The organism is Neobacillus sp. plas4, from assembly GCF_057221695.1.
On record NZ_CM170152.1, the window covers coordinates 55,775 to 77,258 of the forward strand.

Below are 21,484 nucleotides of genomic sequence, written 5' to 3' on the forward strand. Positions count from 1 at the left end.
AAATATTTACATTAACAAATTTAATTATTGTAAGAATAATATTTTAGTTGAAACCGTTTGCAGTATCGTTTAAAATAAAAACATAGTTTATTGAGTGAATAAACTATGTTTGGAGCAAAAAAATCATTTATAAAAATGAGTTGAGAAATACTTCTATTCGCCGATAGGAAGGTAATTAAAAGACAAATAAGGAGGCGATCCAAATGAAACCACTTGCCGAAGTTTCGGCCCATACCCCGCAAGAGATTAGTGTTAAGCAGGTAAAAAAGAAACAGTGGGTTCTAAAGTTAAAGTTGATTAGAAAAGATTGGCAGTTATATTCCCTGCTTCTTTTACCAATCATTTACCTGGTTATTTTTAAATACGTTCCGATGATTGGTAATATTATTGCTTTTAGAAGATTCATGCCCGGGGGAAGCATTTTTGGCGAACAATGGGTTGGTTTTCATTACTTTAAAATGTTTGTTCAGGATGCAGCGTTCTGGCATGTATTTAAAAATACCCTTATGTTGAGCAGTTTAACATTACTTTTTGTTTTCCCTGCTCCAATCATCATCGCATTATTATTGAATGAAATAAAATCTATTAAATTCAAAAAATTTGTTCAAACGACATCTTATTTACCGCACTTCCTATCAATGGTTATTATAAGCGGGATGATTTTACAGTTATCTGCTTCAAATGGCGCAATTAATGCACTAATTCAATTCTTTGGCGGAGAACCGATCCTTTTTATGCAAGACCCAGAATGGTTTAGGCCAATTTATATTGCTTCAGAGGTTTGGCAAACAATGGGGTGGGGAGCCATTCTATATCTAGCTGCTTTAACAAATATCGATGAATCGTTATACGAAGCGGCCAGGATGGATGGAGCCAACAGATGGAAACAAACCATCCATATTACGATACCGGGTATTCTTCCTACCATTATTGTATTGCTGATCCTAAATATCGGAAACTTGTTGGCAGTTGGATTTGAAAAGATCCTATTAATCTATAACCCATTAAACTATCAAACATCGGATGTTATTTCTACTTATCTTTTCCGGGTAGGTTTACAATCCAGCAACTTTAGTTATGCAACCGCAATTGGATTATTTGAAGCAATAATTGGATTGACTTTAGTCTATTCTGCCAATTATTTTTCAAAGAAATTCACTGATAATGGATTGTGGTAAGGGAGGATTGAATGATGAAAGAGTCCTTACAGTACAAATTATTTAAAGCAATCAATGTCGTTATATTATTGCTTGTAGTCTATATAACACTATTTCCCTTTTTGAATGTTGTTGCACAGTCATTCAGTGGTCAGGCGGAAATTAACGCAGGGAAAGTAAATTTAATACCAAAGGGATTTAATGTCGACACCTATAAAACGATTCTGCACGACAAGACCTTCTGGACCAGCTACAAAAATACAATTCTTTACACAGTTGTTGGAACAGCGATTTCCATGGTAATGACAACCATGTTTGCCTATGTATTATCGAAAAAGCGTCTAATAGGCCGTAAGTTTTTTACATCCTTTGCCGTTTTCACAATGTTTTTTCACGGAGGATTGATTCCAAACTATATCCTTATTAAATCACTTGGCTGGACAAATTCAATCTGGGCAATTGTAATCCCTGGTGCCATCAGTATTTTTAATATGTTGATCATGAAATCCTTTTTCGAGGCAATGCCAGAGGAGCTTGAAGAAGCTGCATCGATAGACGGTTCCTCTACTTATGGAACATTCTTAAAAATCATCTTACCTCTATCAAAACCGATTTTGGCTACCATGTTTTTGTTCTATGCAGTAGGCAGCTGGAATTCTTGGTTTGGAGCATTCTTATATTTAGATAAGTCTGAGATGTACCCAGTTACTCTTTATTTAAGAAATCTTTTGGCGGGAGCGACCACAGGCCAATCAGCCGGTGCCACTTCTGCAGACGATTTAACCCAAATTGCTGCCAATATTAAGGCAGTTACGATGGTGTTGACTGTATTGCCAATTTTATGTGTCTATCCATTCGTTCAGAAATACTTTGTTTCAGGTATTATGCTAGGATCTGTTAAGCAATAACGTGGATGTAACTTATGAAAATAAGTTCATTATAAAACTTCTAAAATGAAAAATGGGGGAAAATTGCAATGGCAAAGATTTTTAAGAAGTTAGCCCTTTTAATTGCGATTGTTACTGTTATTAGCGGCGTATTGGCTGCCTGCAGCAGTAAGGAAAGCAATAGCTCAACTGAATCTTCTTCTTCTAAAGCAGAAGGATTGGCCATGGAAGATTATGCAGTTGGGAAAACATTTAAAGCAAAAGAACCAGTTACATTTTCAACAATGTATCAAGATGCTGCATGGTATGCTCATAAAGAAGATTGGCTGTTATGGAGCGAAATTACAAAGAGAACCAATGTTTCCTTTGAAAAGACAATTATTCCAATGAGTGACTACAACCAAAAAAGAAGTTTATTGATCAGTTCTGGGGATGCTCCATTAATCATTCCTAAAACATATCCTGGTCAAGAAACTCCATTTGTCGCTTCTGGCGCAATCTTACCAATCAGTGATTATGTAGAACATATGCCTAACTTTTTAGATAAAGTTAAAAAATGGGATCTACAAGCTGAAATCGATAATTTAAGACAATCTGACGGAAAGTATTACTTGCTTCCTGGATTACATGAAGAAGTATGGCCAGATTACACGTTAGCTGTTAGAACAGATATTTTCGAAAAAAATAATATTGCGATTCCTAAAACATGGGATGAATTCGAAGCAGCCTTAAAGAAATTAAAGGAAATTTATCCTGATGTTACTCCGTTCTCTGACCGCTGGAGCACAACAGGAAACGGTGGTGCATTAGGAGCATTATTGAACTATGCAGCTCCGTCTTTCGGAACAGTTGGCGGATTTGGTACACAAAACTATATTACATTTGACCAAGATAAGAAAAAGTTTGTTTTAGCTGGTGCAACAAAAGAATACAAAGAAATGCTAACGTATTTCAATGGATTGATTGAACAAGGCTTAATGGACAAAGAAAGCTTATCACAAACCGATGAAACGGCTAAACAAAAGTTCGTATCTGGTAAATCATTTGTTATTAGTACAAACTCTCAAGAACTAGTAGTGATGCGCGATACAATGAAAAAAGAACTAGGGGAAGGTAACTTCTCTGTCGCAAAAATCGCTGTACCGGGTGGACCTGCGGGTCATCTTATGGCTGGTTCAAGATTGGAAAACGGTATTATGATCAATGCGAAAGCGAAAGACGATCCAAATTTCATTGCATTACTTCAATTTGTGGACTGGTTATGGTATAGCGATGAAGGACAAGAATTAGCTAAATGGGGCGTTGAGGGTACAACCTATACCAAAGAAAATGGTAAGCGGGTTCTTGCTAAAGATATTAACTTCTTAGGCTTAAATCCAGCTGGAACAAGAGATTTACGTGTTGATTTTGGAATGGGAACAGGAACATTTGCTTATGGTGGAACAACTGAGTTACTTCACTCCACAATGAGCGAAGAAGAAGTTAATTTCCAGGATGAAATGCACAAAACGAAAAAAGCAGCGCCAGTGAACCCTCCATACCCGATGGAAGCATTGGACCAAGAACAGGCAACACTTCTTGCCACTCCATTGGTGGATGTAATCAGACAAAATACTGCTGAGTTCATTTTAGGATCTCGCCCATTATCTGAATGGGATGCGTATGTTTCAGAATTAAATGCAAAAGGCATGGATAAGTATTTAGATTTAGTTAACAAAGCTTATAAAGATTATCAAAAGACAATGAAGAAATAGAACGAAATTTAGTGGAACTGCCTGCAATGATTAATCAAATTACAGTTGCAGGCAGTTTTTTCTTATCAAGTATATTATTAAAATTATGACTATTAACTTTAATTAAAGTAATGAATTTCTCCTTACATTACCTCAGGTTAAAATAAATGATTAAAGGGAGATTGTTATGAATCCAAAAAATGCGTTTGGAGAAGGAACTTTATTTGATGTAACAAATCATATCTATGCTCTTTTCATGGCGAATGTTTATTTTGTACTAAGTAATATCATCTGTTTGTTTTTTTTCTTGGCATTAGAGCCAACCTTTTCAAATATCACGATTTATTTCCTGTCTCTTATACCGACAGGACCAGCGATTACTGCATTATTTTACTCAATTGGAAAATTGATTCGTGAAAAAGAACTGTCACCGTTACATGACTTTATCCACGGATATAAAATAAATTTTAAAGACACAATGAAATTTTGGCTGCCTTTGCTTTTAGTTTTGTATATCCTAATCGTTGATGTACACTATTTTAATTCAAATCTATCAATGATTAACAATGTTTTATCGGTAGTTTTCTTAATTGGGATTGTTTTGATTATGATCTTATCCGTAAATGCATTTTTAATTATTGCTGGCTACAAATTTCGACTAAAAGATATATGGAAGTTGTCAGTCTATTATAGTTTTAAAAAGGTAAAGATTACCTTTGGGAATATAAGCATTATCATTATCAGTTTGTTTTTGCTCTCCGTAACATCTAAATTTTTAATCTTATTTATTGCTAGTCTAATTTGCTATTCTTTTTTACTTAACAGTAAAGGATTACTTGAAGACGTTAAGCAAAATTTTGTTGATTCACAAAAAAATCCAAGTTAACCCTTGAGGTTAACTCTTTATGGTAAAATATGTTTGTTCAAGCAACAAACTTAGTTTTGGAGAAAGAATATTTAGAATGGAGGAAGTTCGGATGAAGATGGGCTTTAGATGGTATGGCGAGGGAAATGACTCTGTCACCCTTAATCATATCAAACAAATTCCAGGGGTAGAAACGATTGTCTGGTCACTTCATGATGTGCCAGCTGGAGAAGAATGGCCGATGGAAAAAATCCTTGAAGTAAAGAAGCAAGCTGAACAATCCGGATTTACTATCGATGTGGTTGAAAGTGTAAATGTTCACGAAGATATTAAATTGGGTCTCCCTTCAAGAGATGTATATATAGAAAACTATAAAAGAACTATTAAAAAGCTTGGAAAAGCAGGCGTAAAGGTAATCTGTTACAATTTTATGCCTGTATTTGACTGGATCCGAACTGATTTATTTAAGGAACTTGAAGATGGTTCCACTGCCATGTTCTATGAAAAGGCTGAGGTTGATCAAATAGACCCCATTGTATTAGTGCAAAGGATTGCCGATAATCCCAACTATACAATGTCAGGCTGGGAACCAGAGCGTTTAGAAAATCTAACGAAACTATTTAATGCCTATAAAGACATAAAAGAAGAAGATTTAATGAACAATCTGCGCTATTTCTTAGAAGCCATTATTCCTGTATGTGAAGAGAACGCTATCAAAATGGCCATCCATCCTGACGATCCACCATGGCCGATTTTTGGATTGCCGCGTATTATTACGAGTCAAGAGAACATTAGACGTGTACTGCAGCTTGTTGATAGCCCCTCTAATGGGGTAACACTATGCAGTGGATCTTTAGGTGCAAATCCGAACAATGATATCGTCAATATGATTAGAGAATTTGCTGATCGGATTCCATTTGCCCATGTTCGTAATGTAAGAGTGTATGAGAATGGGGATTTTATCGAGACATCTCACCGTGCACAAGATGGAACAGTCGATATGGTCGGTATCATGAAAGCGTATCATGAAAGTGGTTTCAATGGATATATAAGACCCGATCATGGAAGACATATTTGGGATGAAAAATGCCGTCCAGGCTATGGCTTGTATGACCGTGCACTCGGTATCATGTATCTTTTAGGAATCTGGGACTCATTAGAGCAGTAACATGCTTACTCATATTTAGGAGGGAAAATAATGAAGAGCGCTGTTGAAAATATATCACAAAGTACAACTGATTTATTCAAGGCAGAACACAAAGAAAGTTATACCGCCTGGCTTCAGTATAAAAATATAGATGATCAAGCATTAGTAAATGAATACAAACAATGGTGCGGCACCATTAGTACTTTAGAAGCTTCTGTAGTCATTGAGTCTGCTGAGAAAGAACTTACACTCGGCATTTCCTCCATGTTGGGAATTGAGCCTAATGGCAGTTCTGAACCATTGCAATCTGGAATTGTTATAGCAACAAAAGATACCTTTGGTGATTTAGCAGATGTGGACTTTGATCAACTAAATGATGATGGCTATGTAATAAAAACAGTTACAGCTGGAGATAAAAAGCAAATTTTCCTCTTAGGAAAAAGTCATTCAGGTGCCCTATATGCAGCCTTTCACCTATTACGCTTAATGCAAAACAGGAAAAGCCTGCAACAGCTTGATATCCTTGAAAACTCTAAAAATCAATTACGTATGCTTAACCAATGGGATAATATGGATGGCAGCATCGAACGCGGTTATGCGGGGAATTCCATCTTCTATAAGGATAATCAATTCTTTGAAGAGCTTAATAGAATTGAAGATTATGCAAGACTGCTTTCCTCAGTTGGAATCAATGGAATTGCCATTAATAACGTAAATGTCCATAAGGTTGAGACTGATTTAATTACAAGCAGCTTACTCCCTAAAGTGGCAGAAGTTGCGTCCATTTTCAGGGCTTACGGAATAAAAACGTTTCTTAGTGTGAACTATGCAAGTACGATTCAAATTGGAAATCTATCTACTGCAGATCCATTGGACCCTGAGGTTAGACAATGGTGGAAAAATAAGGCTGAAGAGATTTACAGCTATATTCCTGACTTTGGCGGATTCCTAGTAAAAGCCGATTCAGAGCACCGCCCTGGACCGTTTACATATGGAAGAAACCATGCGGACGGTGCAAATATGCTTGCAGAAGCGCTGCAGCCGTTTGATGGAATTGTCCTTTGGCGCTGCTTCGTTTATAACTGCTTACAGGATTGGCGTGACCGCTCTACAGATCGAGCAAGAGCTGCCTATGACCATTTTAAACCATTAGATGGCGAGTTCCATGAAAATGTTATTTTGCAGATTAAGAACGGTCCAATGGATTTCCAAGTACGAGAAGGTGTTTCACCGTTATTTGGTGCAATGGAAAATACCAATCAAATGCTCGAATTCCAAGTTACACAAGAATATACAGGGCAGCAAAGACATCTTTGTTATCTCGTTCCACAATGGAAAGAAGTCCTTGATTTTGATACGTATGCCAAGGGCAAAGGTTCTGAAGTTAAAAAGGTTGTAGACGGTTCCTTGTTCCAATATAAGTACAGCGGGATTACAGCGGTATCTAATATTGGAAATGATTATAATTGGACCGGACATACACTGGCACAGGCTAATCTTTACGGTTTTGGACGCTTAACATGGAACCCGGATCTTTCTGCTGAAACCATTACAGATGAGTGGATTGGGCAAACATTTGAACATGATGAACTGGTCAAAGAAGTGGTTAGCAAGATGCTGTTAAAATCTTGGAGTATTTATGAAAAATATACGTCACCACTTGGTGTAGGCTGGATGGTAAACCCGCATCATCATTACGGACCAAATGTGGATGGTTATGAATATGACGTTTGGGGAACATATCACTTTGCGGATTGGCAAGGAATTGGGGTGGACCGTACTGTAAAAACGGGTACCGGCTATTCTTCACAGTATTTTAAAGAAAATGCTGACATGTATGAAGAACTTGAAACATGTCCAGATGAACTGCTGTTATTTTTCCACCATGTACCATACACACATAAGCTAAAATCAGGTATAACGGTGATCCAGCATATTTACAACACTCATTTTGAAGGGGTTGAAGAGGCTGAGGGATTGGTTGAATCTTGGTTACAGCTTAACGATAAGATTGATCAAGAGCGCTTCAATGATATTTTAAATAGATTACAAGGACAAGCAAACCATTCAAAAGAATGGCGGGATATTATTAATACCTATTTTTATAGGAAATCAGGAATTAAAGATGAGCAAAACAGAAAAATCTATTAAACCAATATAGATTGGTCAGTTACTCAATATTTTGATCAATAGGTGGACTTTTATGGGAATTATCCAATAATAAATTTTCTCCGCAATTAAATTTATTTACCATCACATGGCCAATCTTTATCGAGCTTTTTTTACAAATTATTATGGGCAGCACGGACACCGTCATGCTGTCCCATATTTCAGATGATGTGGTGGCAGCGATTTCAGTGAAAGTCGGAGTACTTTCCATGTGGGGAATTTGTGTCCCGCTTGCCTATTTTTTAGGTATTCATCAAGGGCTTGGACTTCCTGGTATTTGGATTGCATTCATTGTCAATGAGTGGTTTAGAGGAATTACGATGTATTTTAGATGGAAGAGCCGGGTTTGGGAGAAGAAAGTGTTAGTTCATCATGAATCTTCTGTTTCTATTTAGTTAAATAAATGGAACATAGAAAAAGTAAGGAGGAGTCACTTTGTCACAGATCGTTAATCCAATATTGCCTGGATTTAACCCTGATCCTTCCATAATTAGGGTTGGGGATGATTTTTATATCGCAACATCCACCTTTGAGTGGTTTCCAGGGGTTCAAATTCATCATTCTAGAGATTTAAAGAATTGGAAGTTGATCGGACATCCTTTAACACGGAAGAGCCAGCTTGATATGATTGGGAACCCTGATTCAGGCGGAGTTTGGGCTCCGTGCTTAAGTTATCATGAGGGGACGTTTTATTTAATTTTTACAGATGTTAAAAGTCATATCGGCCCGTTTAAGGATACTCATAATTACCTTGTAAGTGCTCAGAATATCAACGGTCCTTGGTCCGAACCTATTCATTTAAACAGCAGCGGTTTTGATCCATCGCTTTTCCATGATGACGATGGCAGGAAATGGTTAATGAATATGGTATGGGACCATCGAAAAGGTAAAAATTCGTTTGGTGGTATCTTGCTTCAAGAGTATTCTCCTGAGGAGAAAAAATTAGTAGGCCCCATTCACAATATTTTCAGGGGTACTAAACTTGGATTAACGGAAGCGCCGCATATTTACAAACATGATGACTTCTATTATTTAATGACCGCTGAAGGCGGAACAAGATATGAACATGCTGTAACCGTTGCGCGGTCAAAGTCCCTTTTTGGTCCTTATGAGGTAGACCCGATTGGTCCTATTCTTACTTCATCTGGCAAACCCGAACTAGAGCTGCAAAAGGCAGGACATGCAAGTATTGTCCATACACAGAACGATGAACTCTATTTAGTTCATTTAACGGGGCGCCCACTGAAACCTTCAGTGAATTGTAATCTTGGCAGAGAAACAGCTATTCAAAAGGCAGCTTGGACAGAAGATGGCTGGCTAAGACTTGCCGATGGCAAAACCAGTCCACACCTTGTGGCAGAGGGACCAGAATTGCCAGAATATCCTTTTAAACCAGAACCTGAAACAGAGCACTTTGAAAATGAGAATATAAGTATTCATTTTAATACCCTTCGCGAACCGCTTAGTGATGAGTGGGGGACGACAAAGGAGAGGCCAGGTTTCCTTAGACTAAGAGGAAGAGAGTCCTTTAGTTCCAACCACAGGCAAAGTCTAGTTGCACGCAGGCAGCAGGCCTTTTCAGTTACTGCGGAAACAGTGGTGGAATTTGAGCCTGAAACCTTTCAGCACCTTGCTGGTCTAGTCTATTATTACAATACTAAAAATTTCTATTATCTTTGGATCAGCCATGATGAGGAACAAGGCAAATCTTTAGGAATCATGTCCAGTGACCGTGGTTTATACGATGAGCCAGTAGAAACGCCTGTGTCGATCGAAGGCTGGGAGCGAGTCTATTTAAAGGCAGACCTCCACTATTCAAATCTGCAATTCTATTTCTCTAGTGATGGAGAGGCTTGGAGTGCAATTGGTCCAATTTTAGATGCCGGCAAAATATCAGATGATAATGTTGAAATGAAGGTTGGCGGCATTTTACTTGACCAAGGATTTACAGGTGCTTTTATTGGTGTATGTACACAGGACCTCAGCGGCCAGGGAAAACACGCAGATTTTGATTACTTTACGTATCGTGAACGTAAATAAAGGATAGGGGATCTAATAATGACAACGGGTTTAATGGATGCAGCGGTGATGAACAAGCCATTGGATATTGAAGTAAAGAAGATTAATATTCCAGATCCAAAGGCAAACGAGGCGCTGTTAAAAGTATATTGTATCGGCGTGTGCGGTTCTGATGTTCACTATTATGAGCATGGAAGGATTGGCCGCTATGTAGTGAAGGAACCGATTATTTTAGGACATGAATTAGCTGGAGAAGTTGTAAAGATTGGCTCTGAAGTTACCAATGTATGTGTTGGTGACAGGGTTGCAGTAGAACCTGGTGTAGCCTGCGGCCGGTGTGAATATTGTAAGTCTGGGCGTTACAATCTATGCCCTGATGTCATTTTTATGGCAACACCGCCAGTTGATGGAGCTTGGGCAGAATATGTAACAATCCGCAGCGATTTTCTTTTTAAACTGCCTGATAATATGAGCTTCGAGGAAGGTGCTTTGCTGGAGCCGTTATCTGTAGGCTTTCACGCAATGAATCGTGGTAAAGTTACACCTGCTGACACCATTTTTGTAAGTGGGCTGGGGCCAATTGGGCTTTTAGCCGTACAAGCAGCAAAAATGTTCGGTGTTTCGGAAATCTATGCAAGTGATGTAGTACCTTACCGGAGACAGTTGGGTCTCGAAATGGGTGTAACGGAAGTCATTGATCCGTTAAGTGAGAATGCAAAGGACAAAATTGCTGAACTAACCGGTGGGAAAGGTGTGACGGTTGTCATCGAATCTTCTGGTAATCAAAGGGCAATTGCCGACGCTGTTAAAGTGGTGAATCGCGGAGGAAGAATTGTGTTTGTTGGTATGCCGGCAGTTAATGAGATTCCGCTGGATGTGAACCAAATCATTGATGGGGAAATCGATGTATATGGAATTTTTCGATATGCCAATACATACCCGGCAGCCATTCAAGCACTCAGCCAAACCGGAGTGGATATTGAAAAAGTCATTACTCACAAGTATGCCTTAAGTGAAATTAAGGAAGCAGTTGAAATGGCAAGAACCCAAAAGGATACAAGCATCAAAATTATGATTTATCCAGACAAATCAAATTTTTGATTTGTCCTGATAAAGTAAATATCCAAAAATAAATCTAAGAAAAATTTATAAAGGCTGTTTTCATAATGATTGGTTGTTAAAATCTTAAAGCCGATTTTAACGTGGAAGTAATTATTTTGCACTTTAGAATCTAGTTTGTAGGCTCTTTTCTTAACAAATTTAATCTATTTTCTACGTAAATTAACATAATCAACCAATAAATTTTGTTCCAAAAAGCAACAAAGATTAAGAAAAGAGCCATTACAAATGCTTGAGAGCTGGAAGAACAAGCCAGCTCTCTTTTTAACAGGTTTTTACGTAACTATCAGTAAATTCATTGGTAATGGGAGGAATAGTGTAATGAAGATCGAAACAGGTCAAAAACTATTATTTATTGGTGATTCCATTACGGATTGTGACAGGGCCAAACCAGAGGGTGAGGGATTATTTGGTGCATTCGGAAATGGCTATGTTTCTTATGTTAATGCTCTTTTAACAGCACTTTATCCCGAATTAGGGATTCGAGTGGTTAATAAGGGAATCAGCGGGAACACCGTCCGCGATTTAAAGAACAGATGGCAAGATGATGTAATGAATCAGAAACCTGACTGGTTAGCTATTATGATTGGTATAAATGATGTTTGGCGCCAGTACGACGTACCGCTTATCAAAGAGAAGCATGTTTATATTGATGAATATGAGGATACGCTACGGAAACTCGTGACAGAAACAAGGCCTTTTGTAAAGGGCCTGGTCCTCATGACCCCATTTTATTTAGAAAACAATGAACAGGATCCAATGAGGCAGACAATGGATCAGTACGGCCAAGTGGTCCGGAAAATAGCAAAAGAGAATGATAGTTTATTCGTGGATACACAAGAAGCCTTTAAAGAGGTATTAAAGAGTCTATATCCGGCAGCATTGGCATGGGACCGTGTTCACCCATCCGCTGCGGGTCATATCGTACTGGCAAGAGCCTTCTTAAAGGAAATCGGTTTTAATTGGGACCGGTCGAAACTAGAGTAAAGGAGTACATCGACATGAACCAGAAAACACTTTTTAATGATGGATGGGAATTTGCCAAAAGCAGCTTAGAAACAACAGATATTGAAGCGTTGAAATTTGAACCTGTCGATCTTCCCCATGATTGGCTTATCTATAATACCTTGGACCTTTATGAAAACAGTATCGGCTGGTATCGTAAATCATTTACCTATAAAAAAGTGGAGGACCAGGTCCTGCTATGTTTTGACGGCGTTTATATGGATTCTTCTCTCTATGTGAATCAGCAATTTATCGGAGAATGGAAAAACGGCTATTCCTCATTTGAACATGAGATCACAGAGAAGCTAAGGGAAGGGGAAAATGAAGTCCTTGTGAAGGTCGTACACCAGAGCCCGAATAGCCGGTGGTACTCTGGTGCCGGTATCTATCGTAACGTCTGGCTAAAGGCAAGGGAAATGACCCACATTTTAACGGATGGAATCTACATTACCACGAAACAAAAGGAGGATGGCTGGGAAGTTGAAGTCGAAACCAACTTGAACATTGAGGGTGATATACGGCTCTCCCATTCAATTTCGTATCAAGGTCAAGTAGTTGCAGCTGCTTCAAAGATGGTCGTGTCAGGCGTAGATGCCAGTATTCAGAACAGGCAAAGGCTATTGGTCAAAAATCCAGATGTTTGGAGCCCGGATGAACCGAACCTTTATCAGCTCACAACCCAATTACAGATGGCTGAGAACAATAAGGAAATTGAATCCATATCCCAAAATATTGGATTCCGAACAATCAACCTTGATCCCCAGCGAGGTTTTTTTCTAAATGGGAAAAGGATGAAATTAAATGGTGTTTGTGAACATCATGATTTAGGAGCCCTTGGAGCCGCGTTCAATAAAACAGCCCTAAAAAGAAGGCTTGTTATATTGAAGGAAATGGGCGTTAACGCCATCCGGACCGCTCATAATATGCCGGCAAAAGAACTGATGGATTTAGCGGACGAGATGGGAATGCTGGTCGTTTCTGAAGCCTTCGATATGTGGGAAAGGTCAAAAACTCCTTATGATTACGCAAGGTTTTTTAAGGAATGGGCTCCATTAGATGTGAAAAGCTGGGTAATGCGGGATCGGAATCATCCTAGTTTGCTGATGTGGAGCATTGGAAATGAAATTTATGATACCCACGCAGATGAAAGAGGGCAGGAAATAACAAAAATGCTTTTGGATGAGGTGCGAAGGTATGATCCGAAGGAAAATGCAAGTGTGACCATCGGCTCCAATTATATGCCGTGGGAAAATGCCCAAAAATGTGCGGATATCGTTAAGGTTGCGGGTTATAACTACGCAGAAAAATATTATCAAAAACATCATGAAGAACACCCAGATTGGATCATCTATGGAAGTGAAACTGCTTCGGTTGTACAAAGCAGAGGAATCTATCACTTCCCATTTGACAGATCGATACTGGCAGACGATGACGAGCAATGCTCTGCACTTGGAAATAGTTCAACAAGCTGGGGGGCAAAGTCGGCAGAAGCTTGTATTATAGCAGATCGGGACACACCTTTCTCGCTCGGACAATTTATTTGGACAGGATTTGACTATATTGGTGAACCGACGCCATATCATACCAAAAATTCCTACTTAGGACAGATTGATACGGCTACCTTTAAAAAAGATTCCTATTACATTTATCAAGCGGAATGGACAGATTACAAAATTAATCCAATGGTGCATATTTTTCCTTATTGGGAATTTAATAAAGGGCAAACCATTGATGTAAGGGTATGTTCGAATGCACCTAAAATCGAACTGCAATTCAATGATGTCACCGTCGGTACTCATGATATTGACCATAAACACGGGAAAGAACTAGTCGGATGGTGGAAGCTTCCTTATCAAGAGGGTGAATTAAAGGCCATTGCCTATGATGAAACAGGAAAAGTAATTGCAACAGAAGTAAAAAGATCCTTTGGGGATGCAAAGAAGATATGTCTGCAAGCAGATAAACAGGAACTGATTGCAGATGGAACAGATTTAATTTTTGTCGAAATTAGTATGGAAGATGAAAAGGGCAATCCTGTGGAGAATGCCACTAACCGTGTGAATGTTAATGTTACGGGCGCAGGTCGTTTGCTTGGTCTAGATAATGGGGACAGTACAGACTATGATCAGTATAAAGGGACAAGCAGAAGATTGTTCAGCGGAAAACTAATGGCCATCATAGGTGCAACATTGGAACCTGGAGTGATTCAGATGGAGGTATCCTCTAACGGTTTAGAAACAGAAATAGTAGAATTTGAGTCTTTTCCAATAAATGATGCAGCCTTAAAGGGAGTCACTGCGAATATGTGCAATCGTGATGTACCGGTTGTGATGGGAAGCAGAGAAGAAATACCGGTTCGAAAAATTGAAATTATTAGTGAATCAGGACAATTGTTTGATCAATCAAGGAAAGAGATGACTGTCCAGGCAAAATTGCCTCCAGTGGACGCTTCTTATCAGGAAGTCGAATGGAGTGTTGTGAATGAAGCTGGTATTGTTTCAAATATTGCCAGGGTAGAGGCATTCGGTCATGAGGCGAAAATTACCGCTTTAGGTGATGGAGAATTCAGAGTCCGTTGTACGAGCAAGAATGGTACCGATAAAACGAAACTTATATCCCAGCTGGAATTCATCACAGAGGGCCTTGGACTTGCTTATAAAGATCCATATAGATTTATCTCAGCAGGATTATATGATTTTAGTAAAGGGGAATTAGGAAACGGAAATGAACGAGGAGTGGCAACTAGCCGAGATGGCGAAACACAAGTAGGTTTTCGTGACATCGACTTTGGACCTTATGGCTCTGATACCATCACGATTCCAATATTCGCTTTGTCAAGTGAGGAATATTCCATGCAAATATGGGAGGGAATGCCTGATGAGGATGGAAGTGAATTAGTGGCGGACGTCATCTATCAAAAGGAATCCAAGTGGAATGTGTACCAAGAAGAAACCTATCGATTGTCAAAAAGACTCCACGGCATTACTTCTATTTGCCTTGTCCTTCAGAAGAAAGTGCATATCAAGGGATTTTCGTTTGAAAGGCAGAATCGTGCATTTAAACAAAATGCTGCTGCCGAATGTGACACCATCTATGGGGATACCTTTGCCTTGAAAGGACAAGCTGTCGAAGGAATAGGAAATAATGTTTCACTCGTGTTTGAGCAGTTTGATTTTACAAGTGAAGGTGTAAGGAAACTGGTCATTTACGGCAAATCGCCAATTGATAAAAATACCATCCATATCCACTTTGCCAATCAGGAAGGGGAAAGCAATCAACTAGTTGAATTCACCAATTCCGAAGAATACGAAGAGCGAGTATTTGAATTAGACAAAATAACGGGAGTACAAAAGGTCACCTTTATATTCCTGCCAGGTTCGAATTTTGACTTTGGCTGGTTCCGTTTTGAAAGGTAAAGGATATGAAATAAATGCGCAGGGAGCTGTTAATATGAACTATCGTGAACTAGGGAATACAGGAATAAAAATCAGCGAGGTAAGTTTTGGCACTTGGGCCATTGGTGGTTCCTGGGGCAAAACGAGTGACGCAGAAGCGTTGCGGTCTTTAGAATATGCAATGGACCAAGGTGTTAACTTTTTTGATACGGCGGATGTTTATGGTGACGGTCATAGCGAGGAGTTATTAGCGAAGGCGACAAAGAGCAAGGAAGATCAAGTTTATATCGCGACCAAATTCTGTCGCCAAGGTGATATTTTTGATCCTCAAAATTACAGCTATGAAAGTGTAAGCCGATATGCTGATGACAGCCTCCGCCGCTTGAACAGGGAAGCAATTGATCTTTTTCAAATTCATTGCCCGGCAACGGAGATATTGAAAGATGGAAGTGTCTTTGACGTACTGGATACTCTTAAGAAAGAAGGCAAAATCCGTCACTACGGTGTCAGTGTCGAAACCGTTGAGGAAGGGCTTATTTGTTTGCAACATCAGAATGTAAAGAGCCTGCAGATCATATTTAATATGTTCCGTCAAAAACCATTAGAAAAATTAATCCCTGAGGCTTATCAAAAAGGAGTAGGTCTGCTAGTCCGATTACCTTTAGCCAGCGGGCTCCTAACAGGTAAATTTACAGCTGATCATGTTTTTGAAACTGATGACCATCGCAGCTTTAATGAAAATGGGGAGGCCTTTAATGTAGGGGAAACCTTTGCCGGTCTAGGATTCCGAAAGGGTGTTGAATTAGCTGGCGATTTAAAGTGGATCGCAGAAGGCCGTAAATCAATGGCGAGTGCAGCACTGCGCTGGATACTAGACCAAAAAGAAATTACTTGTATCATTCCTGGGTTTAAAAATGTAAATCAAGTAATGGACAACCTCACAGCTCTAGATACAAAGCCATTTTCACTGGAAGAACAGAAAGAGATTCAACGTTTCTATCAGGAAAAAGTAAGGGATTTTGTAAGAGGTCCATATTAATTAAAGCCATTTAGAGAACTATTCGATTTAGCATAAACAAAAGGAAGCACAACTAAGGGGTTGTGCTTCCTTTTGTTATCTGTCTTTTTTTTTAAGTCAACTGTTTTTTTTTGTCTACTTTATTAAAAGCAAGATAGCCTGATGCCATTATTATGGCTGCTGAAATACTTCCCCCGAAGAAAAAGCCTAAACCTGGGATAAATTTCACCACAAAGAACATAGCAGCTATCCCCACAATCATTACTAGATTTTCAAGAGGGTTAATGAGCATCATTAAAAATGAATTTTTAACTATCTGTATCAGTTTTAACTCATAATGAACATATACCGGAATCAGGTATAACATTGTCATAACTACTGCAAATATAAACATGTAAAGAGGGATTTGGATGACACTCATAAAATCGTTTCCTAAATTCTTCATGAAAACTAAATCAAGAATAATAAGTCCGCTTACAAATGCAACAAGTAATCCTAGTCCATTGCTGCGAAGAAACTCAGATTTATAGGTTTTCCAAAATGTACGAAAGATTGGAATATCTCCTTCCCCCAACATCCATTTACGAATGATTGTGAACAACGAAATCGTAGCAGGGAAAAATCCAAGTATCACTAGACCAAGTAATGTAAAACCAATCCATAATAAATTAATATAAGCAAACTTGGCAATCCATTCAGTGGCAGAATTAACTCGATTTGCCGTTTTTGTTCCATTCACTCTAATCCCTCCAACATCAGCCTTTGACTGAACCCGCTGCCATTCCCTCAACAATCTTGTTACTTAAGAATAAGAAGGTTAGTAGAATTGGTACAATACTGATAACAAGAGTTGCCCCAATGGCACCCCAGTCTGTTAAATATTGTCCTACGAAGTTGTTAATCCCGACAGTTAATGTTTTCCACTTATCAGAGCTAATGAATGTGTTTACAAAGACGAACTCATTCCAGTTGTAAATCATGTTAATGATCGCAGTGGTTGATAGTACAGGCACGGTCATTGGCAGGGTAATTTGGAAGAAGATTCGGTGCACCGAGCATCCATCCATAACTGCAGCTTCCTCAATTTCACGTGGGAACGTTCTATAAAAGCCAAGCAGGATCATAATCGTTAATGGTAAGTTAAAGGTTGTGTACGACAATACAATCGATACTGGACTATCAATTAAATTCACGTTGTTATACATGTTAAATAAAGGAATGATTGTTGAATGCAACGGTATCATGTAAGCGATTAAAAACAATCCAAGTACTAGACCACTTAGTTTCCACTGCATCCGTGTTACAGCGAACGTTACCAAACTAGCAAGAATGGTGGTAAGGACGACTGATAATATCGTAATCCAGACACTATTGAAAAAGTATAATCCAATATTCCCTGAAGTCCATGCTCTTGTATAGTTCTCCCAATGTGGATTTTGCGGTAAAGAGAAGGGAGACATTCCGAATACTTCTTGATTGTTTTTCAGTGAAAAGAAAACCAGCCATATCAATGGGTAGATCTGAATAATAGCAAATAACCCTAATATTAGATAAAGAAATCCAAATCCAATTTTGTTCAAGTAAGATTTCTTTATAGTTTCGGGTTCGGAAAGGTTTGTTGTTACTGGTTGTGTACTCACCTTACTCATAATGTTTCACTCCCCCTTAAAATTGAACATCATCATTAGATTTCGTTAGTTTCGAAGTTAACCAAGTCATGACTAGACAGATTACTAATAGTCCAAAACCGATTGCACTACCGTATCCAAAGTTGTTTAATTTAAATGCTTCCTTGTACATATATGAGGCCATTACTTCACTTGCTCCGTTAGGCCCTCCGCCAGTCATTACATAAATCAGGTCAAAATATTTCAAGGATCCAACTACTGCCAGCATAACCGTTACTTTAAATACGCCAGAAATGAGTGGTAATTTAATTCTAAAAGCGATTTGTAATGCGTTAGCACCATCAATTTTCGCTGCCTCGATCACTTCATCAGGTACGTTTTTTAATGCTGCGTAATAAATAAGAATATAAAACCCTGCATACTGCCAGATAACTGGGATGAAAATGGAATAAAGGGCAATTTTTGGATCCGCCAACCATAATGGTGTATTTTCCACGCCAAAGATTTCAAGTAATCTGTTGGCCATTCCGTTATTTGGGTCAAAAATCTTCATCCAAAGCTGGGCAATCGCAACAGATGATAAGAGCATAGGAATTAAATAAATCTTACGTAGTAAATCCGAGCCCTTAATTTTGCTGGCTAGAACAAGTGAAATCCCTAAGTATAGCAGTAAACTAGCTGCGGAGAAAATGGCTAATTGAAATGAATGCCAGGTACTTGTCCAGAAAACTTTATCCTGAACTAGGGTGACATAATTTTCTAACCCAATAAACTTCATCTCTCCAATTCCGTCCCAATCCATGAGACCGTAATAACCTGATAATGTAATAGGAATATAGATAAGGACTAAAATGAGAAGTAAAGCCGGGAGAGTATAAAGGGTGATAACGAATTTATTCGACATAACATTTTTCATGTTGGTTCGTCCCCTACCTTTCTATAAGGCTGTTTTTCGTAAAGATTGTTGTTAAAATCTTAAAGCGATTTTAACGTGGAAATAGCTATTTTGTGCTTTAGAATTTAGTTTGCAGGCTCTTTTCTTAAATTTTGTTCCAAAAGGCAACAAAGTTTAAGAAAAGAGCCTCTATAAAGAAGAGGACATATTTTTTAACTATATGCCCTCTTTTAAAGAAATGATTATTTCTCAGAAGCAAGAGCTTCTTCTTGTGCTTTTGTAAACTGTTTAGGTGTCGATTGTCCGCCAAATAATGCTTGAATCTGATTTAAGTGCACATCAGCAACGCCAGCAGACATTTGAACATCCGCATACAGTGTAATATTAGTAGCATTTCCTAAATCATTAAGAATGTCGATGTACATTTGGGCAAGATCGCTATTGGATGTATCAACAGTTGTTGCTGGAATAACACCAGCTTCAACGACGGAACGCTTGCCCCATTCTTCAACTAAGTAAGAAACAAATTGTTTCGCTTCATCTTTTACTTTAGATTGTTCAGATACGAATAAAGCAACTCCAGGTCCCCCTACAAAGCTATCAATGTTGCCTTTTCCGCCTTCATAAGTAGGAAACTTGAAGTAACCAACCTTGTCTTTAAATTTCTGGTCAACATCTGGGCTGGTGGTATAGTTTGGTAATTCCCAAGTACCCATAATGTACATGGCAGCCTGCTCATTCATAAAGTAACCTTTTGCTTCATCGTTTGAAAGTCCGTTAAATCCTTTAACAAAGGCACCCATATCAACAAGTTTTGAGATTTCTTCAGCTGCTTTAACTAGAGCTGGATCTTCAAAACTGCCGGTACGATTTATTGCATTCGTTAATGTTTCAGGTCCACCGATACGGTCTGCAAGGTACATATACCACATAGAGCCAGTCCAACGGTCTTTGTTTCCAACTGTGATTGGAGTAACATCGTTATCAGCAAGTGTTTTAACAACTTTTAAAAACTCATCATATGTTTTTGGAACTTCTAATTTATACTTTTTGAAAATTTCTTTGTTGTAATACACTGGAGCAATGTTTAATTCAAGCGGCAAAGCGTATGGCTTTTGATCAACTGAAAATGCATCAAGTGTACCAGCAACGAATTTATCCTCTTGGGCAATATCATCTAATGGTGTAAACATATTTCCTTCAACGAAAGGTTTCATATAACCAGCAGCCCAAGTAATCCCAATGTCCGGAAGCTCATTTGAAGCAGATAATACCTTGATTTTTTCTTTGTATTGTTCATTTGCTAGTATTTCTGTTTGAATATCGATATCGGGATGTTCTTTTTCGTACGTTTTGATAATGTCATCTACAATTGTATACTGAGCTTTTGCACTTCCTTCAGGCCATAAATGCATCATTTTAACAACTGTTTTATCACCGCTTGATTTACCTGAATTTTCAGATGTACTTGATGATGAACAGCCTCCTAAAACTAGCCCGCCTAGTAATGTCAAAGACATTATAGTGGTAAACGCTTTCCTTTTTAGCATCTTAAACCCCCTTGGATATGTTTCATTTAGTTATACTTAACAATTAAAGTTTATCATTGAAGGAATAATCAAAAAAGGGAACTAAGATTAGGAAAAATACCATCTTTTTTAGAAAACGCTATCATCGTTTGTTTTTCGATAGGTACTTGGAGTTATACCTTCTATTTCTTTGAAGATTTTAATAAAGTATTTAGATGTTTTATAGCCGACTTCTTCAGCAATTTCATTTATTGGCAGATTGGTTGAAACCACTAATTCTTTTGCACGCTGGATTCTTCGCCTTGTGACATATTCACTAAAATTTAAGTTTGCTTGCTCCTTAAACAACACGCTAAAATAGCTTGGATTTAAATGAACATGAGACGCTACGTCCTTTAGGGTCAATTCATCCTTTAGATGCTGATCAATATAGGTAATAGCTTTGCGGATAGGATCTTTTGCTGAATCCATTTTGTTGTTAGTATTTACTATTTTTTCATCCACTACTTTTTCAATCACTCCTGCTCTTACTTGTTTCTGCATAACCGTGATAGCTTCTTCAACAGCTTCAATCAGCTTCTTTTTGTCGATGGGCTTTAAAAGATAATTGACTACACCGAGTCTTAACGCTTCCTGTGCATATTTAAACTCGGAGTAGGCCGAAATAATAATCACCACAGGTGAGAATCCTCTTTCTTTCATATTTTTTAACAGTTGTAAACCACTCATCTCAGGCATGCGAATATCAGAAAGCAATATATGAATCTTGTTTTTCTCTGCAATCCGCATGACTTCCATGCCACTTTCAGCGGTGAGAATAGTAAATTCACCATTATTCCAGCTTTCCAGCGTTCTCTGCAGGCCTTGCCGAGTTCTTGGTTCATCATCAACTATTAAGATATTTTTAGTAATCATTTT

17 protein-coding genes are annotated in these 21,484 nt (G+C 38.4%); 12 read left to right on the top strand and 5 right to left on the bottom strand.

Annotation, left to right across the window (positions count from 1 at the left end):
* Window positions 1–203: 203 nt before the first annotated feature.
* The 12 genes from AC2TFD_RS00265 to AC2TFD_RS00320 all read left to right on the top strand — a co-directional run bounded on the left by AC2TFD_RS00265 (window position 204) and on the right by AC2TFD_RS00320 (window position 16,535).
* Entirely contained in the window at window positions 204–1,178 is a 975-nt protein-coding gene (locus AC2TFD_RS00265; protein WP_335510288.1) for an ABC transporter permease, read from the top strand.
* 14 nt (window positions 1,179–1,192) lie between these two features.
* Window positions 1,193–2,065 carry a carbohydrate ABC transporter permease gene (locus AC2TFD_RS00270; RefSeq protein ID WP_335510289.1) on the top strand — a complete coding sequence of 291 codons (873 nt, stop codon included), beginning with the start codon at window positions 1,193–1,195 and terminating at the stop codon, window positions 2,063–2,065.
* A 68-nt stretch (window positions 2,066–2,133) separates the two neighbouring features.
* Complete coding sequence (locus AC2TFD_RS00275; protein ID WP_484674770.1) at window positions 2,134–3,798, top strand: ABC transporter substrate-binding protein; 1,665 nt, start codon at window positions 2,134–2,136, stop codon at window positions 3,796–3,798.
* A gap of 166 nt (window positions 3,799–3,964) precedes the next feature.
* Entirely contained in the window at window positions 3,965–4,663 is a 699-nt protein-coding gene (locus tag AC2TFD_RS00280) for a DUF624 domain-containing protein (RefSeq protein WP_484674771.1), read from the top strand.
* A 91-nt stretch (window positions 4,664–4,754) separates the two neighbouring features.
* Window positions 4,755–5,810 (top strand): mannonate dehydratase, encoded by a 1,056-nt coding sequence (uxuA, locus tag AC2TFD_RS00285; protein ID WP_335510296.1) that lies wholly within the window; start codon window positions 4,755–4,757, stop codon window positions 5,808–5,810.
* Window positions 5,811–5,840: 30 nt separating this feature from the next.
* Window positions 5,841–7,940, top strand: a complete 2,100-nt coding sequence (locus AC2TFD_RS00290) for an alpha-glucuronidase family glycosyl hydrolase (RefSeq protein WP_484674772.1) — start codon at window positions 5,841–5,843, stop codon at window positions 7,938–7,940.
* A 227-nt stretch (window positions 7,941–8,167) separates the two neighbouring features.
* Window positions 8,168–8,353 carry a hypothetical protein gene (locus AC2TFD_RS00295; RefSeq protein ID WP_484674773.1) on the top strand — a complete coding sequence of 62 codons (186 nt, stop codon included), beginning with the start codon at window positions 8,168–8,170 and terminating at the stop codon, window positions 8,351–8,353.
* A gap of 40 nt (window positions 8,354–8,393) precedes the next feature.
* Window positions 8,394–9,998, top strand: a complete 1,605-nt coding sequence (locus AC2TFD_RS00300; RefSeq protein WP_484674774.1) for a glycoside hydrolase family 43 protein — start codon at window positions 8,394–8,396, stop codon at window positions 9,996–9,998.
* Between the two features lie 18 nt (window positions 9,999–10,016).
* Window positions 10,017–11,078 carry an NAD(P)-dependent alcohol dehydrogenase gene (locus tag AC2TFD_RS00305; RefSeq protein ID WP_484674775.1) on the top strand — a complete coding sequence of 354 codons (1,062 nt, stop codon included), beginning with the start codon at window positions 10,017–10,019 and terminating at the stop codon, window positions 11,076–11,078.
* 339 nt (window positions 11,079–11,417) lie between these two features.
* Window positions 11,418–12,083, top strand: a complete 666-nt coding sequence (locus AC2TFD_RS00310) for an SGNH/GDSL hydrolase family protein (protein WP_484674776.1) — start codon at window positions 11,418–11,420, stop codon at window positions 12,081–12,083.
* 14 nt (window positions 12,084–12,097) lie between these two features.
* Window positions 12,098–15,517, top strand: a complete 3,420-nt coding sequence (locus tag AC2TFD_RS00315; RefSeq protein ID WP_484674777.1) for a glycoside hydrolase family 2 TIM barrel-domain containing protein — start codon at window positions 12,098–12,100, stop codon at window positions 15,515–15,517.
* A gap of 34 nt (window positions 15,518–15,551) precedes the next feature.
* The gene (locus AC2TFD_RS00320; protein ID WP_335511675.1) at window positions 15,552–16,535 is read left to right on the top strand and encodes an aldo/keto reductase; all 984 of its coding nucleotides are present in this window, start codon (window positions 15,552–15,554) and stop codon (window positions 16,533–16,535) included.
* A gap of 91 nt (window positions 16,536–16,626) precedes the next feature.
* Here the strand turns inward: AC2TFD_RS00320 and AC2TFD_RS00325 are convergent, their stop codons facing one another.
* From AC2TFD_RS00325 to AC2TFD_RS00345, 5 genes are all read right to left on the bottom strand, one after another.
* The gene (locus AC2TFD_RS00325) at window positions 16,627–17,253 is read right to left on the bottom strand and encodes a YesL family protein (RefSeq protein WP_484674778.1); all 627 of its coding nucleotides are present in this window, start codon (window positions 17,251–17,253) and stop codon (window positions 16,627–16,629) included.
* A gap of 16 nt (window positions 17,254–17,269) precedes the next feature.
* Window positions 17,270–18,163 carry a carbohydrate ABC transporter permease gene (locus tag AC2TFD_RS00330; RefSeq protein ID WP_335511679.1) on the bottom strand — a complete coding sequence of 298 codons (894 nt, stop codon included), beginning with the start codon at window positions 18,161–18,163 and terminating at the stop codon, window positions 17,270–17,272.
* 16 nt (window positions 18,164–18,179) lie between these two features.
* A complete protein-coding gene (locus tag AC2TFD_RS00335) occupies window positions 18,180–19,058 on the bottom strand; it encodes a carbohydrate ABC transporter permease (protein ID WP_335511682.1) in 879 nt (292 codons plus the stop codon).
* A gap of 221 nt (window positions 19,059–19,279) precedes the next feature.
* Entirely contained in the window at window positions 19,280–20,587 is a 1,308-nt protein-coding gene (locus AC2TFD_RS00340) for an extracellular solute-binding protein (protein ID WP_335511684.1), read from the bottom strand.
* A gap of 108 nt (window positions 20,588–20,695) precedes the next feature.
* Window positions 20,696–21,481 carry a response regulator transcription factor gene (locus AC2TFD_RS00345; RefSeq protein WP_484674779.1) on the bottom strand — a complete coding sequence of 262 codons (786 nt, stop codon included), beginning with the start codon at window positions 21,479–21,481 and terminating at the stop codon, window positions 20,696–20,698.
* Window positions 21,482–21,484 lie beyond the last annotated feature (3 nt).